Source organism: Limnobacter sp. (assembly GCF_036846585.1).
Taxonomy (GTDB): domain Bacteria; phylum Pseudomonadota; class Gammaproteobacteria; order Burkholderiales; family Burkholderiaceae_B; genus Limnobacter.
In genome coordinates this window covers 1-14,618 of sequence record NZ_DAIUBR010000016.1, presented here as the reverse complement: position 1 = coordinate 14,618, position 14,618 = coordinate 1, and the positions used below count along the sequence as shown (strand labels likewise).

The following is a 14,618-nucleotide window of genomic DNA, read 5'->3' as shown; positions in this document are numbered from 1 at the left end:
CAGTTAAGTTGTTGATTTAATGAAATAAATTGTTATTTTACAAAATTTGTACTTTACATGAAGATCCGCATCCTGTAGCACCTTTACATCTACAATCCACGGATGTCCACAAAGTTATCCACAATGCGTGTTGGTCTTTTGTAATCCGTTTAATTCAAGTCAGCTAGTCCATGAACTTAAAGTAAGCTGTGAAGACAAACCCAAGTCCAGACACATCATCTAACCCGATCGAGGGGTGTCATTTGCTGGTGAATGTGTTGGTTGCTGCACCGCTTCCCAAAGCATTTACATACCAATGGTGCAGCGAAACCTCGCCCCAATTCGGGATGCGAGTGATTGTGCCGTGGGGGCGCCAGCATCGAATTGGTTTGGTCCAAGGTGTTGCGCCTGACCAGCAAATGGCTGAAAACATCAAACCTGTGCACGCGATTCTGGATGAGGCGGAGTGCTTAAGCCCAGAGTGGCGCGCGTTGATTGAATTCGCAGCCAAGTATTACCACCACCCTTTGGGCATGATCGCCCTGGAGGCTTTGCCCAAAGCCCTGCGCGTACTGAACGCCCGTGGGGAAGAACCTGTGATGGTGGGCAAATCGCGGGAACACGCCTTGAAGTTGCTGGCCGAGCGACACGAGCCCCTTGCTGTTGCCAAAACCAAAATAGACAAACTGGAAAAACCGCTGTTGAACACCGAGCAGCTGGAGGCTGTGGCGCAGTTGTCGACTGCAGCCGGCTTTCAGCCCTTCTTGCTGTACGGCGTAACCGGCAGCGGCAAAACCGAGGTGTACTTGCACACTGTGGAAGAACGCCTGAGGCGTGGTGAACAGGTGTTGGTGTTGCTGCCCGAAATCAACCTGACCCCGGCTGCGCAGGCCTTGTACAAAGAACGCCTTGCCCCGCACCGCGTGGTGGTGATGCACAGCAACCTGGCCGAACTGACCCGAACCAAAGCCTGGTTTGAGGCCGCAACAGGTGCCGCTGATGTAATTATTGCCACGCGCTTGGGCGTGCTGACCCCCCTGCCCAGGCTTGGCATGATTGTGGTGGACGAGGAACACGACCCTTCGTACAAGCAGCAAGACGGCATGCGTTACCATGCCCGCGATTTGGCCCTGATGCTGGCCAAACAGCGCGAGGTGCCCATTGTCTTGGGTTCGGCCACCCCTGCGCTGGAAAGCTGGTTGAAAGCCGATCTCGGTGCTTACAAGCGCTTGACGTTGAAGAACCGTGCAGTGCTGGGTGCCAGCTTGCCCAAGGTAGAGTTGATCAACACGGCCAACTTTCCCGCCAAGGAAGGTTTGAGCGAACCCGCCATGCAGGCCCTGGTGCAAAACTTTGAAGCGGGCAAACAAAGTATTGTGTTTTTGAACCGCCGTGGCTACGCGCCGCAAATGGTGTGCAATGCCTGTGGCTGGGTGGCCAATTGCGACCACTGCACAGCGCACATGGTGTGGCACAAGAATGAACGCATGCTGCGTTGCCACCACTGTGGTGCAGGCCAGCGCGTGCCCACACATTGCCCCACCTGCGGTAATCAGGATTTGACCGGCTTTGGCCGGGGCACCCAGCGCATTGAAGAAACCCTTGCCGGTTTGCTGCCCACCGCGAACATTCTGCGAATAGATGCCGACAGCACCCGCAACAAGGGGCAAATGGAAGCTTTGCTTCAGCAGGCCCACAGCGGGGAAGCCGATGTGCTGGTGGGCACGCAGATGATTGCCAAGGGGCACGACTTTGCCAACGTAACCCTGGTGTTGGCCTTGAATGTGGATGCGTCACTGTATTCGCATGCTTACCGCGCGCCGGAACGCTTGTTTGCGCAGCTGATGCAGGTGGCGGGCCGGGCGGGGCGCAGGGCCGGTGATGCCCGCATGGTTGTGCAAACCCGGTACCCGCAGCATCCGCTGTTTGATGCCTTGAAGGCGCACAATTACGAAAGCTTTGCTGGCCATGAAATGCAGGCCCGCAAAGACGCCCGCATGCCGCCGTTTTCACACCAGGCCACCATTCGGGCCGACCACAAAAAGCTGGCCAATTGCCTGCAGTTTTTAAGCACGGCGAGGGAGTTGGGTGAACCTTTGGTGGATGCGGACAACCCTGTGTTTATGTGCGACCCGGTGCCGCTGACGGTTGTGCGAGTGGGTGGCATTGAACGCGCGCAAATGCTGATTGAAAGCGAATCGCGACCTGCTTTGCATCGTTTCTTAACCCAATGGCTAGCGCAACTGCACGAGTTACCCGGTAGCGTTCGCTGGTTTTTGGAAGTGGATCCGGTCGATCTGTAAGTGCCTCTGGTACAGTAATGCCTTCCCCTGGAGTTTCCCCCCTGTATGTTTGTTGGCCTGAACAAAGCCCAAAGCGAAGCTGTGCATTACGTCGATGGTCCCTGCCTTGTACTGGCAGGGGCCGGGTCGGGTAAAACACGTGTTATTACCCAAAAAATTGCGCATCTGATTCAAAACAAAGGTGTAAGCGCGAAGAACATTGCCGCTGTTACCTTCACCAACAAAGCCGCCAAGGAAATGGAAGAACGTGCGGCCAAGCTGCTGCATGGCACGGAAGGCAAGGGCCTGCTGGTGTGCACGTTTCACAGCCTGGGCATTCGGATTCTGCGTGAAGAACACAAGCACGCCGGGTTGAAGGCACGCTTCTCGATTCTGGATGCCACCGACACCTATGGTTTGGTGCAACAGCTGTACGGCACCACCGACAAGCAACTGATACGCAAGGCGCAAAGCGTGGTTTCGCTTTGGAAGAATGGTTTGATCGATCCCGACACCGCGCTGGCCCAAGCCACCACGGATGATGAAGGGCAGATTGCGCGCCTGTACAAAAGCTATGAAGCGACATTGGCGGCTTACCAGGCTGTGGATTTTGACGACCTTATTTTGAAACCCACGCGCCTGTTGGCCAGCAATGACGAAGTGCGCAACCGCTGGCAAAACCGCCTGCGCTATTTGCTGGTCGATGAGGTGCAAGACACCAATGCCTGCCAATACGATTTGCTGCGTTTGATCGCCGGACCGCGCGCCATGTTCACGGCTGTTGGGGATGATGACCAAGCCATTTACGCCTGGCGAGGCGCCACGATCGAAAACCTGCGGCAGCTGACCGAAGACTATCCTCAACTAAAAGTGATCAAGCTGGAACAAAATTACCGTTCCACCCTGCGTATTCTTCAGGCGGCCAACCGCTTGATTGAGAACAACCCGAAGCTGTTTCCGAAAACACTGTGGAGCGACCACGGGCCGGGCGAGCCGATTGTAATAAGCCCCATGGCCGACGACGAACACGAGGCCGAGCAGGTTGCCATGATGCTGAGTGGCCACCGCTTCGAGCGCCGTGCCAAGTACGGCGATTATGCTGTGTTATACCGCAGTAATTTTCAGGCCCGTATTCTGGAACAGGCTTTGCGCCGCCAGAAAATTCCGTACATTCTCAGCGGTGGACAAAGTTTTTTCGAGCGTGCAGAAATCAAGGACGTGATTGCCTACCTGCGCCTGTTGGTGAATTCCGATGATGACCCGGCGTTTATTCGCGCGGTGACCACACCGAAGCGCGGCATTGGCCAGAAAACACTGGAGGCCTTGGGCACCTATGCGGGCACGCGTGGCGTTTCATTGTTTGAAGCGCTGTTTGAAACTGGTGCCGAAAGCCATTTGAATGCCGGCATGGTGGATGCGTTGCGTACATTTGGTACCTTCATCAACAAGCTGGAATACCGCGCACAACGCGAACCCGCGCGTGATTTGTTGAACGAGTTGCTCAGTACCATCAAGTACGAAGAATGGCTTTACGAGCAGCAAGACGAGCGTGGTGCACAAGCCAAATGGCAAAACGTGTTGGACTTTGTAAAGTGGATGGGCGACAAGGGAGAGGAAGAGGGGGCAACCCTGTTGGACCTGACGCAAAAGGTAGCCTTGATGACCATGCTGGACCGGCAAGACGATGGCACCAGGCCCGACGCAGTGCAGCTTAGCACCCTGCATGCCGCCAAGGGGCTGGAATTTCCGCATGTGTTTTTGATTGGTTGTGAAGAAAGTATATTGCCTAGTTTTGGTGATGGCGAAGGGCGCGAGTTGACTGACGACCGGCTGGAAGAAGAACGCCGCCTGATGTATGTGGGCGTAACCCGTGCGCAGCGCAGCCTGAACATTACCTGGTGCAGAAAGCGCAAGAAAGCGCGTGAACTGGTCAGTTGTTTTCCGTCGAGGTTTATTAAAGAACTACAACTGGAAACCGACAAAGACCTGCCCGATGACACACCGAAGATGAGCCCGAAAGACAGGCTGAGTGCTTTGAAAGGGCTGCTGACCAAGGTGGGCACTTAGGTGGGCACTTAGGTGGGCACTTAGGTGGGCACTTAAGCCGCACCCAGCGCTGAATTTACTTTTTGAACGAGTGCTTCAGGCGTAACCGGTTTAAGCAACCACCCAGCAAGGCTGAGGGCTTTGGCCTGTTGAATCATTTCTTTGTCCGAATAGGATGTGATCACCACGATGGGCACAGTGGCACCGGTTTTTCGAATTCGGTTGCACAATTCTAGTCCGTCCATGCCGGGCATTTCGATGTCCGTGATGATCAAATCGGGTGCGCCGTTTTCTATGATGTCCCGAATGCCTTCCTGTCCGGAAGCCGCTGTGCGGACCACGTGACCTGATTGGGTCAAAATGTGCGAACACACCTTGCGAATGGTGTTCGCGTCATCAATTAGAAGAATGTTGGCCATGCTGCGAATATAAATTTATTTGCCCAATCATACCGTGTGAAATTCTTTCCACGACGGGCTCACTGAAAACTTTCTGATTCCAGAACCTTGACGCCTTGCTCGGCTTTCAGGGCTTCTTCCAGCATAACGCGTGCCAGTTTCTCCACCTTCACGCTTCGAATGCGTTTGGGCAACAGCGGGTTGAGCAGGCGGCTTGCCATCAATCCAATTTCTTCGCCGACACGAAATTCCTCGCGGTCGCCATCCAGCAGCCCCGGGCGCGCGATCACCACGCCGGGAATGCCCGCATTTTTAACCGTCTGCTCGGCTTCGCCTTTGGTGCGAAGGTACAGGCCCTTGGCCTTGGTGCTGGCCATCATGGCAGAATTCAGCACGAAGCAGGGCACTGCATGTTGCGCGGCCAGTGCAGCAAACTGCGCCACCAGGGTGAAATCAACAAACCGGAATTGCTCGGCTGTTTTGGCGACCTTGATGGTGGTGCCCAGTGTGCAGATGAGCGCATCGGCTTGCCACCAAGGTGCTTCTTCAGGAATGGCGTTGAAGTCGATAAGTTGATTGAGCAGCTTGGGGTGGGGGGTGATGGGTTTGCGCGTCAATGCAACAACTTTGCCAACTTGTGGGTTGGCAAGTGCCTGTGCCAATATATTTTGGCCCACCAGGCCTGTGGCGCCAACCAGTAGGATGGTTTTTTGTGTTGCAGGTGTTTCCAACGTGGCTCCCCTTCAATAAAAAACGCGGCAGCCTTAAGACTAACCGCGTTTTACACGTCAAGTCCAAACAGTTGCCTGTTTGATGTCTGTCAGTGTTTAGGCACTTTGCATTTGCTTCTCGGTGGCCTTGCGTTTTTTGCGGGCAATTTGTTTGCTGCGCATTTTTTTCATCTGACCAACAATGATGGTTTGATAAAGTTCGGGCAGGGTGCGCACCATGGTGTCAATGGCCACGGCATCCGGGCCAACCAGTACGCGTCGTTTGTCTTTCTTTACGGCCTTCAAAATGATATCGGCCGCTTTTCCTGCGCTGGTGATGAACATTTTTTCGAATAGGTCTTTGCCGCTTTCCGGGTCGGTGCCAGTGAATTCTTCAATTTCGGGCGCGGTCACGCTTTTGCGTGCAATGGCGGTTTTGATGCCGCCGGGATGAACGCTGGTGGCCGACACGCCGCAGTTCATCATGTCCAGTTCCTGGCGAAGGCTTTCGGTGAAACCACGCACCGCAAATTTGGTGGCGTTGTATGTGGATTGTGTGGGTTGTGCACACAGTCCAAACACGCTGGAGGTGTTGATGATGTGGCCTTCGCCACTTGCCTTCAAATGTGGCAGAAACGCCTTGGTGCCGTACACCACGCCCCAGAAGTTGATGCCCATGATCCATTCGAACTTGTCGTAGTCGATGTGTTCAACCGGGGTTGCGTAAGCCACACCCGCGTTGTTGAAAATCAGGTTTACCTTGCCGTGGTCTTTCGCGGTTTGATCGGCCCAGGCGTACATGGCGTCGCGGTTGGATACGTCCAGTTGTTGGCTGGTCACCTTGATGTTGGCGTTGGTGGCTTTTACCAGCTTTACGGTTTCAGCCAGGCCTTTGGTGTCCACGTCAGAAATAGAGACGTTGCAGCCTTCTTTGGCCAGTTGAATGGCCAGTGTGCGGCCCATGCCGGATGCTGCGCCGGTGATTGCGGCCACTTTGCCGTTGAATGATTTCATGTGTTGGTCTCCGTTATTCGATGATTTTGGCGTCACAATCTGTGGTTTGTGATCGTGTCTGCAATTTGACAATCGTGGTTGTCAATTTAATGTCGGGCCTTCATACTGTCAATGCCTATTATTCGAGTATCTCTTCCAATATGAATGCAAACGCACCAGAACAAATTGCCAAGAACGCAGGGCGGCGGTACCGCGGTGTGTCCAATGAAACGCGCAAGGCCGATCGTCGGCTAAAGCTGATTGATGCGGGCATCAAGGTGTTTGGCTCCACGGGCTACCATGCGTCCACTGTGAAGGGCTTGTGCCAGGAAGCGGGTTTGACCGAGCGGTATTTTTACGAAAGCTTCAACAATGCCGAGGCGCTGTTCACGGCCTGTTACCTGCACATCACCGACACGCTGCGCGAGAAATTGCAGCATGTGCTGCTGGGCATGGAAGAAGACAATCTGGAGCAGGCGACCCGTGCTGGTTTGACGGTGTTCTTCACCCAGTTCAAGGACAGCCCGCAGGCCGCGCGCATTTTGCTGGTGGAGGTGTTGACGGTGAACCGCCACCTGGAAGAGTTGAGTTTGAAAACCTTGTACAGTTTTGTGGAAATGCTGGAAACCCTGGCCAAGCCCTTGATTGAACAACGCAAGGATGGCGAGCTGGCCGGTCTGGATTCAACCCTGTTGGCGTCTGGTTTGGTGGGGGCAGTGCTTTACATGGCCGCCCGCTGGAGCCTTGATGGTTGCAAGAAGCCCGTTGAGGATGTGGTGGAAAATGCCATGTTGATATTCAAGGGCGTTGGTATCATGCTGAGCAGGTAGTGGGCGTAAAAAAACCCGCTTTGAAAAGCGGGTTTTTTTGGTGACCACCGGGAAACGCCGTGGTGCACAACTTACTTCGCAGGTTTTGCCGCAGGTGCATCGGCTGGGGCTGCGGGCTCAGGCGCTTTGAAATCTGCACCCGCTTCTTTGCCCATGTAGGCCACTGCGCGGGCCACTTCGATGTCATCCAGGTCGGCGTTGCCACCTTTGGCTGGCATGGCGCCAATGCCATTCACGGCACTTTTCCACAGGGCATCAAAACCTTTGCTGAGGCGGTCACCCCACTGGCCCTGGTCACCCAGCTTTGGCGCGCCGGCTGCACCCGTAGTGTGGCAGGCTGCACAGGCGGCGGCGTATACCTGCTCGCCGGTTTTCAGAACCCTGGGTGCGTTTGCGTCCACGAAATCAATGGTTCCCACGGGCGCCAGGCGTTCCGCAATGGCTTCTTCGGAGAACGCGTTGCTGCCGGCGGCGGGCTTTTCACTGCTGCTGACGTAGTTGGCCAGCAAGATAATGATGAAAATTGGAACAACGAAAGAGGCAACAATCGCAATGATGAGCTGCTTCGGTGTTTTGATAAGAAGTTCGTGTTCGTTTGAATCGCTCATACGACGTCCTGATTGATAGCGCTGGGTTGAAACGAGATTATAACGGGATGCAAAAGCATGCTGTGGCATGTACGCAGCATCAAAACAACTGTAAATTGTATCGTGAAAAACACTTTAAACCCAACTATTTATTGCTGAAAATGCAAGCAGGCGCAGCAGAGGGATGAGATTTTGAAGAGTGCATTGAGCGAGAGCCATCGGTATGGTTTGCCCATGATGGTGGTTCACTGGCTGATGGCAGCGGGCATTTTGACGGCATTCGGTGTGGGCTTGTACATGGTCGACATACCCGGCATTACGCCTTTCAAGCTAAAACTGTTTAACTGGCACAAGTGGCTGGGTGTTACTTTGTTTGTGCTGGTGTTGCTTCGTATTGTGGTGCGCATGATGTCGAAAACACCCCGGTACCCCGCGCATTGGGGGCACAACACCGTGTTGTTTGCAAAGTTGGGGCACATGGCCTTGTATGTGTTTATGTTGGGGGTGCCCACGTTTGGTTACCTGTACAGCCTGGCGTCCGGTTACCCGGTGGTGTGGTTTGGCGTGATCGAGTTGCCGGTGTTGATCGACAAAGACCCGGAATTGAAAGAGCTGTTCAAAACCCTGCATGAACTTTCAGGCAAAGGCTTGGTCTTTCTGGTGGCGGGCCATGTGTTGATGGCCCTGAAACACCACATTCTGGACAAAGACGGCATTTTGGGCCGCATGATCCCCGGAATGCGGGCCGATTAATTCACAAGCAGGTAGAACATGATTCATCGATTGGCCTTCACTGTGAGCAGTATGGCCGCAGGCCTGGCTTTTGCGGGGTTTGTAACCCCGACTCTGGCGGCGCCGCTGGACACAGCACAAAGCGAAGTGACGGCTACCTTCAAGCAGTTCAATGTGCCGGTCAGTGGCAACTTCAAGAAATTCTCTGGCGATGTGCAGTACAACCCTGCCGCGCCTTCTGACACCAAAGCAACCCTGAGCGTGGACACAGCCAGTTACGATTTGGGTGACCCCGAGTACAACAAGGAAGTGGCAGGCAAGGACTGGTTCGATTCAAAAAACCACCCCAAGGCGACTTTTTTGATTACGGGCGTCACAGGGTCGGGCAACAGTCTTCAAGCCATGGGCGATTTGACCCTTCGTGGCATTAAAAAACCGCTGAAGTTTCCGGTGAAAATCCAAACCGCAGGCGGTAAGCACACTTTCACTGGCAAAACGCAGATCAAGCGCCTTGATTTCAAGGTGGGTGCTGATGGTGAGTGGGGCGACACCAGCCTGGTGGCTGACGAAGTGGTCATTGATTTCAAACTGGTGATGCCCGCCAAATAAGGTGGCGTTACCGTAGGCACGCAACAACAAACAAGGAGTAAGGGATGTTCAAGCAGTTATCAAAAACGGCAATGGGTGGCGTACTGGCGCTGGGCATGTTGGGTGCAGCGCATGCGGCGGTGGATACCTACATGGTGGACCCCAGCCACACTTACCCGTCTTTTGAAGCCGACCACCTTGGTGGTTTGTCCCTGTGGCGTGGCAAGTTTGAAAAAACCAAGGGCACCGTGACCCTGGACCGTGCCAACAAAACCGGCATGGTGGACATTGAAATTGATGCCACCAGCCTGGACTTCGGCCATGGAAAAATGAACGAGGAAGCCAAAGGTGTGGACATGTTCGATGTGGAGGCGCACCCCACCATCACCTACAAGGCGAACAAAATCCGTTTTGAAGGTGACAAGCCTGTGGAGGTGTTGGGCGATTTGACCCTGAAGGGCATTACCAAGCCGGTGCCTTTGAAAATCAACACCTTCAAGTGCATCATGCACCCCTTCAAGAAAGCAGAAGTGTGTGGCGCCAATGCGGTGGCTGAATTCAAGCGCACGGATTTCGATCTGGGCTATGCGGTGGACCGCGGCTTCTTTCCCGAAGTGAAAGTGCTGATTGCGATTGAAGCGGTGAAGCAGCCGAAGTAAAAACAGATGAGTGAAAGAGAAAGGCCGACACTTGGTAATTAACAGGTGCCGGCCTTCTTTGTTTTAGCAAGCCTTACTTGCTGTCGGTGGCGTGTTCCAGTTTTTGTGGCTTGCTTTCTACCCGGGTTTTCCAGAGAGAGAACGCCACACCACCGGCTATCAGCCCCAAGGTGATGCTCAGCGACAAGGCGGGTGGAAATTTGCCGATAAAGTTCACCAGGAAAATTTTGCTGCCGATGAACACCAGCACCATGGCCAAAGCGTACTTCAGGTAGTGGAAGCGGTGAATCATCGCGGCCAGTGCAAAGTACAGGGCACGCAAACCAAGAATGGCGAAAATATTGCTGGTGTACACGATGAACGGGTCGGTGGTGATCGCGAAAATCGCGGGCACGGAATCGACTGCGAAGATCAAATCCACAAACTCAATCAACACCAGTGCCAGTAACAGGGGGGTGGCAAAACGCACCACCTTGCCGGTTTTGGGGTCGGCCTCGTTCACCATGAAAGCGTTGCCGCGCAAACCCTCGGTAACACGCATGCGCTTGCGCAGGAACTTCAAAATCGCGTTGTTTTCAATGTCGGGTTCGTGGTCTGCCATGAACCACATCTTGATGCCCGTGACCACAAGAAAAGCACCGAAAAGGTACAGCACCCAGCTGAATTCTTTCACCAGTGCGGCCCCCAGGCCAATCATGATGGCACGCAACACGATGACACCCAAAATGCCCCAGAACAAAACCCGGTGCTGGTATTGGCGGGGGATGGCGAAGAACGAGAAGATCATGGCGATGACAAACACATTGTCCATCGACAGTGACTTTTCAATCGCAAAGCCGGTGAAGTAGTTCATGCCGCTTTCCGCGCCAAGGTACCACCACACCCATGAACCGAACAGCACTGCGGCGGTGATGTAGCCACCCGACAGCAACAGGCTTTCCTTGACCCCTATTTCGTGGTCATCCTTGTGCAGCACGCCCAGGTCGAAGGCGAGCAGCGCCACCACAATACCGACAAACAACAGCCAGATCCATGCGGCGGTGCCCAGAAAGTCGGCATGCATGAATTCCATTAAAACGTCCACGTTGTTACTCCATGAGGGTTGAATTGAACATGGCGCCATGGTGTATCAGTTGTGGATTCGGAAAAATCAGTATTTAATGAACCGTTACTTCGGTTTTTACGAAGCTAAAATTGAAGGTGTGCCCGTGACCCTGAACTATCGCCATTTGCATTACTTCTGGATGGTGGCCAAAGAGGGTGGTTTTGCCCGTGCTGCTGAACGCATGGACATGGCCATTCAAACCATCAGCGCACAGGTGCGCGAACTTGAAAAAGACCTTGGGCACCAGCTGTTGAGGCCGGCTGGGCGCGGCGTGGCGCTGACCGAAGCCGGGCAGGTGGCCTTTGCCAAGGCAGAGGAAATTTTCCAGATTGGCCAAAGCCTGCCTGAACTGGTGCGGGCGGTGGCTGGCAAGCCGGTGCTGCGTTTCAGGGTTGGCCTGTGCGACGGCATATCGAAGCTGGCAGTGCATGCCTTGTTAAAGCCAGTGCTGGATACGGAAAATTTGCACCTCACTTGCCATGAGGGCGAGCCCGAGCAGTTGCTGGCTGAGCTGGCTTTGCACCATCTGGATTTTGTGTTTGCCGGACAGCCGCCATCGGCGAACCCGAATTTGCGGGTGCAAAGCCGCATGCTGATCAGTTCGGAAGTGGATTGGTACGGTGCGTCGAAATGGGTGAAAAAAAGCCACGTGGATCACTTCCCGCAATGCCTGGCCGAATTGCCTGTGTTGTTGCCCACGGGGCATTCAAGGCTGCGGGTGGATTTGAATCACTGGTTTGAGCAGTTGGACATTGTGCCTCACGTGGTGGGGGAGTTCGAGGACAGCGCCCTGATGTCGGTGTTTGCTGCACGTGGTTCAGGTGTGTTTCCGGTGAGCCGGTTGGGTGTGAACGACACGGGAACCCTGAGCGGGCTGCGCTTGTTGGGGCAGTGCGATGAAGTGCACGAGGAAATCCACGGTGTGTGGAATGTGAAAGGGATCGACCACCCGTTGGTGGTCGACATACTGGACAGGCTTGCTGCTTAGGCGATCAAGCCGCAGCCACCGCCGCTTCAATTTCCGCAAAGGTACTGGCTTTCACGGGGTCAATCACGGGAATGCCCATTTGGCGGGCAATTTGCGTGGATGAAAACAGACCGACCACGCGCATTTTTCCGGTTCGGTTGTCCACCACCAGCGCATGTTGACGGTTGTGCGCACGCAGCGTGGCAATGATGTGGCCCACTTCGGCCCGTGACACGGCGCCGAATTCCAGAAACTCCAGGTCGGGAAGGCGCACCATCACGTCATGTGTAGTTAGTTCAGGTACTGTGCGGTTGCTGGAAGATGCTTCCTTGATGGCACGTTCACCGGCCAGGTCGTTGGCGGTCAACAGGCCTTGCAGGTGGCCTTGTTCATTGCGTACAAACAGCAACTTCACACCACACACAATCATGGTGGTGCGGGCTTGTTCCAGTGTTTCAGAGCCTGAAATGCTGACCGGGTGTACACGCCGAAGGTCTGTCATGGCGTCGAAAGCTGGCGAATCGGCTGTCAGCTTCAAAGGGCGACTGGGATCGCTGACCGTAATGGTGTCAGTGGCCGCAGCGCTGATGTGTTCGAGTGCTTGATAGTGTTGTCTGATCATGTTGAACCCCTTTAGGACACAAAATCAGTCTACGCCGCTTGGTAAAAGTTTCAAGTCAGTAGAAGCCCGGAGGAAACAATTGAACACCCGCCTGTTCCGGCGATTGAAAGTGCTCAAGTTTTCCTGAATTGTGTTTTACTGCGCGGCGCTTACTTCAGCGGGGTGCCCAGTGCATAGGGCAGCAGGTTCATTACTTCCTTGCTGACGCCCATGGCCAAATGGGGGGTGTCAATTTCAATGTGTTCTACGTTGGGGCTAAAGCGGTCGATGCAGGCCTGCCAGCTGACAATAGAATCTTTTTTGCAGTACAGCGCCACGATGGGGCACACAATCGGGTGTTCGAACCGTTTCAGGGTGCTGTTTTCGATGGATTCAACGTCAAGCCCGCGAATGTCGTAGAAGGCTTTGACTGCGGTGTACTTCGGCCCGCCAATCACGGGGCTGCCGATGGTCACGATGCGGCTTACATTGTGTTGCACTTCGCGTGCGGCCTCGCGGGCCAGGTAGCCGCCCAAACTCCAGCCCAGCAATTTGATGGGGGCTTGTGCCTGTTCGGAATGTTCCTTGATGTCGGCAATGACCTGTGGCAACAGCTTGCCCACTTCACCGTGGTTAAAACCAGCCGACCAATGCACGGCCTTGTAGCCCAGTGAATCGAGGTAGCGTTTGATGAATGTCATGCTGCCGGGGTTTGCACCAAAGCCGGGCAACAACAACACGGTTTGGCCTTGCCCCACGTTTTTGCGGGCCAGAAAGTGCCAGCCCATTGCCAGCTTCGCAGCTTCAAACGGGGTTTTCACTTCGCCAAGCAACAGGCTCAGTCTGGGTTTGCCGATGGCGTTGCCGTAGCGTTTCTGGAATTCTGTTTTGTTCATGGGGTGTTACAAGGTTGTGCACACCCGTGAAAATACGGCAAGGCGGGGCGCTGCACAAAGAGGAATTCCTCTAGTGTGGCTGCTTGTTTATTGAATCAGCGCAAGGCTTTGGTTGGCCAGGCGAATGCGCAGGGCCAGTTCGCGGGCCAGGTTGTTGTGCACAATGTGCCCCAGTTCACTGTCGTGCTGAAGCAGTTGATCGAACTGCGCCGTGGGCATGAACAGAAGGCGGCAAGGCGTGTCGGCCCGCACGGTGGCTGAACGGGGTTTGCGGTCGATCAGCGCCATTTCACCCACCATGCTGCCGGGGCAAAAGCGCATCAGCCTTTCGTTGCTGTGGCCTGTGTGGTGCCAGGCGCTAAGCTGCCCCTGTTGCAACACATACAAACCGCAGGGTGTTGCGCCTTCGTTGAACAGGGCTTGGCCAGCGGGCAGTTCTGCGCTTTGCCAGTAGTTGACAAAGGTGTGGGTTTGCGTCGGGGTCATGTGGTCGCACAGGTGGCTGTCGATCAATGTTTCCAATGCATTTGTCGGGGTGGTGGTGGTGCTGTTTTCCAATAGCCGGTTTTCAAGGTGCCAGAAGGCATCGTCCACATGGCTGTGAATGGAGGTTCCCCACGTGTTTAACGTGCGGCGCAACAGGTTTTCACCACCCATGGGCTGGGAAGTGGCGGGCAGAACTGCCACGGTGTGGGCGCAATGCAGGCCTTGTTTTATCAGCCGTTCAATGCAGTCGCAGGCGGTGTCGTCGATGTAGCGCAGGTGTGTGAAATCAAGCACGGTGGTTTGCGCGTTTTCCAGTTCGTCTTGCAGGCGAATGGCAATGGCGGGGGCATTCCCGAAAAACAGGTTGCCATCGAAATGCACCCAGGCCAGGTGTTCAAAGGCGGCATCCAGTTGTTGGCGGTGCGCACGCGGGCGCATGCTGCGCGACCGTGCTGCGGGGTTGAATTCAATGCCGCGCAACCCGCTGCTGGATTGCTGTTGCAAAAAGTAGGCGGCCACGAACAACACGCCCACCAAGGTGCCGATCAACAGGTTGCTTAGGCCTGTTATCACAATCATGGTGAACACCACCCACACGGTAAAGCGTTCGGTGGGGGCCATGCGTTTGCGTTGGCTGGGGCGCGCAAACCGCGCAATCAATTTCAGGGTGCTGCCTTGAATCAGAAACAGGGAGCTGATGGCCACGGCGGTGGCCAGAATGTGCAAAGGCAGTTGGGCAAGAATGGGCCATGTCAGCAA

15 protein-coding genes are annotated in these 14,618 nt (G+C 54.8%); 7 read left to right on the top strand and 8 right to left on the bottom strand.

The annotated features are described in order from the left end of the window. The first annotated feature begins 188 nt into the window (after window positions 1-188). Both V7028_RS08920 and V7028_RS08915 read left to right on the top strand, forming a co-directional pair. Window positions 189-2,282: a primosomal protein N' gene (locus V7028_RS08920; RefSeq protein WP_334119735.1), complete on the top strand. Its 2,094-nt coding sequence runs from the start codon at window positions 189-191 to the stop codon at window positions 2,280-2,282. 45 nt (window positions 2,283-2,327) lie between these two features. Then, window positions 2,328-4,328 (top strand): UvrD-helicase domain-containing protein, encoded by a 2,001-nt coding sequence (locus tag V7028_RS08915; RefSeq protein ID WP_334119734.1) that lies wholly within the window; start codon window positions 2,328-2,330, stop codon window positions 4,326-4,328. Window positions 4,329-4,360: 32 nt separating this feature from the next. Here the strand turns inward: V7028_RS08915 and V7028_RS08910 are convergent, their stop codons facing one another. The 3 genes from V7028_RS08910 to V7028_RS08900 form a co-directional block, all read right to left on the bottom strand. Next, window positions 4,361-4,726, bottom strand: a complete 366-nt coding sequence (locus V7028_RS08910; RefSeq protein WP_334119733.1) for a response regulator — start codon at window positions 4,724-4,726, stop codon at window positions 4,361-4,363. Window positions 4,727-4,785: 59 nt separating this feature from the next. Beyond that, window positions 4,786-5,436 carry an NAD(P)H-binding protein gene (locus V7028_RS08905; RefSeq protein ID WP_334119732.1) on the bottom strand — a complete coding sequence of 217 codons (651 nt, stop codon included), beginning with the start codon at window positions 5,434-5,436 and terminating at the stop codon, window positions 4,786-4,788. 96 nt (window positions 5,437-5,532) lie between these two features. Next, window positions 5,533-6,429: an SDR family NAD(P)-dependent oxidoreductase gene (locus tag V7028_RS08900; RefSeq protein ID WP_334119731.1), complete on the bottom strand. Its 897-nt coding sequence runs from the start codon at window positions 6,427-6,429 to the stop codon at window positions 5,533-5,535. A gap of 140 nt (window positions 6,430-6,569) precedes the next feature. Here V7028_RS08900 and V7028_RS08895 point away from each other — a divergent pair, with 140 nt between their 5' ends. Further along, a complete protein-coding gene (locus tag V7028_RS08895) occupies window positions 6,570-7,238 on the top strand; it encodes a TetR/AcrR family transcriptional regulator (protein ID WP_334119730.1) in 669 nt (222 codons plus the stop codon). A gap of 71 nt (window positions 7,239-7,309) precedes the next feature. Here V7028_RS08895 and V7028_RS08890 read toward each other — a convergent pair whose 3' ends face one another. Beyond that, complete coding sequence (locus V7028_RS08890; protein ID WP_334119729.1) at window positions 7,310-7,846, bottom strand: c-type cytochrome; 537 nt, start codon at window positions 7,844-7,846, stop codon at window positions 7,310-7,312. A 183-nt stretch (window positions 7,847-8,029) separates the two neighbouring features. Here V7028_RS08890 and V7028_RS08885 point away from each other — a divergent pair, with 183 nt between their 5' ends. From V7028_RS08885 to V7028_RS08875, 3 genes are read left to right on the top strand one after another with little or no spacing between them, the layout of a single operon-like run. Beyond that, a complete protein-coding gene (locus V7028_RS08885) occupies window positions 8,030-8,578 on the top strand; it encodes a cytochrome b (protein WP_334119728.1) in 549 nt (182 codons plus the stop codon). Window positions 8,579-8,596: 18 nt separating this feature from the next. Next, the gene (locus V7028_RS08880) at window positions 8,597-9,166 is read left to right on the top strand and encodes a YceI family protein (RefSeq protein ID WP_334119727.1); all 570 of its coding nucleotides are present in this window, start codon (window positions 8,597-8,599) and stop codon (window positions 9,164-9,166) included. Between the two features lie 44 nt (window positions 9,167-9,210). Further along, a complete protein-coding gene (locus V7028_RS08875) occupies window positions 9,211-9,804 on the top strand; it encodes a YceI family protein (RefSeq protein WP_334119726.1) in 594 nt (197 codons plus the stop codon). 73 nt (window positions 9,805-9,877) lie between these two features. On the opposite strand, the gene V7028_RS08870 is transcribed toward V7028_RS08875, so the two are convergent. Then, window positions 9,878-10,876, bottom strand: a complete 999-nt coding sequence (locus V7028_RS08870) for a TerC family protein (RefSeq protein WP_442918719.1) — start codon at window positions 10,874-10,876, stop codon at window positions 9,878-9,880. An 88-nt stretch (window positions 10,877-10,964) separates the two neighbouring features. Between V7028_RS08870 and V7028_RS08865 the strand changes: the two genes are divergently transcribed. Next, entirely contained in the window at window positions 10,965-11,897 is a 933-nt protein-coding gene (locus V7028_RS08865) for a LysR family transcriptional regulator (RefSeq protein WP_334119724.1), read from the top strand. 4 nt (window positions 11,898-11,901) lie between these two features. Here V7028_RS08865 and V7028_RS08860 read toward each other — a convergent pair whose 3' ends face one another. The 3 genes from V7028_RS08860 to V7028_RS08850 form a co-directional block, all read right to left on the bottom strand. Continuing rightward, window positions 11,902-12,498: a hypothetical protein gene (locus V7028_RS08860; RefSeq protein ID WP_334119723.1), complete on the bottom strand. Its 597-nt coding sequence runs from the start codon at window positions 12,496-12,498 to the stop codon at window positions 11,902-11,904. A gap of 149 nt (window positions 12,499-12,647) precedes the next feature. Next, window positions 12,648-13,373 (bottom strand): esterase/lipase family protein, encoded by a 726-nt coding sequence (locus V7028_RS08855; RefSeq protein WP_334119722.1) that lies wholly within the window; start codon window positions 13,371-13,373, stop codon window positions 12,648-12,650. Between the two features lie 87 nt (window positions 13,374-13,460). Beyond that, the coding region (locus tag V7028_RS08850; protein ID WP_334119721.1) for a cyclic nucleotide-binding domain-containing protein at window positions 13,461-14,618 on the bottom strand (1,158 nt) is incomplete at its 5' end.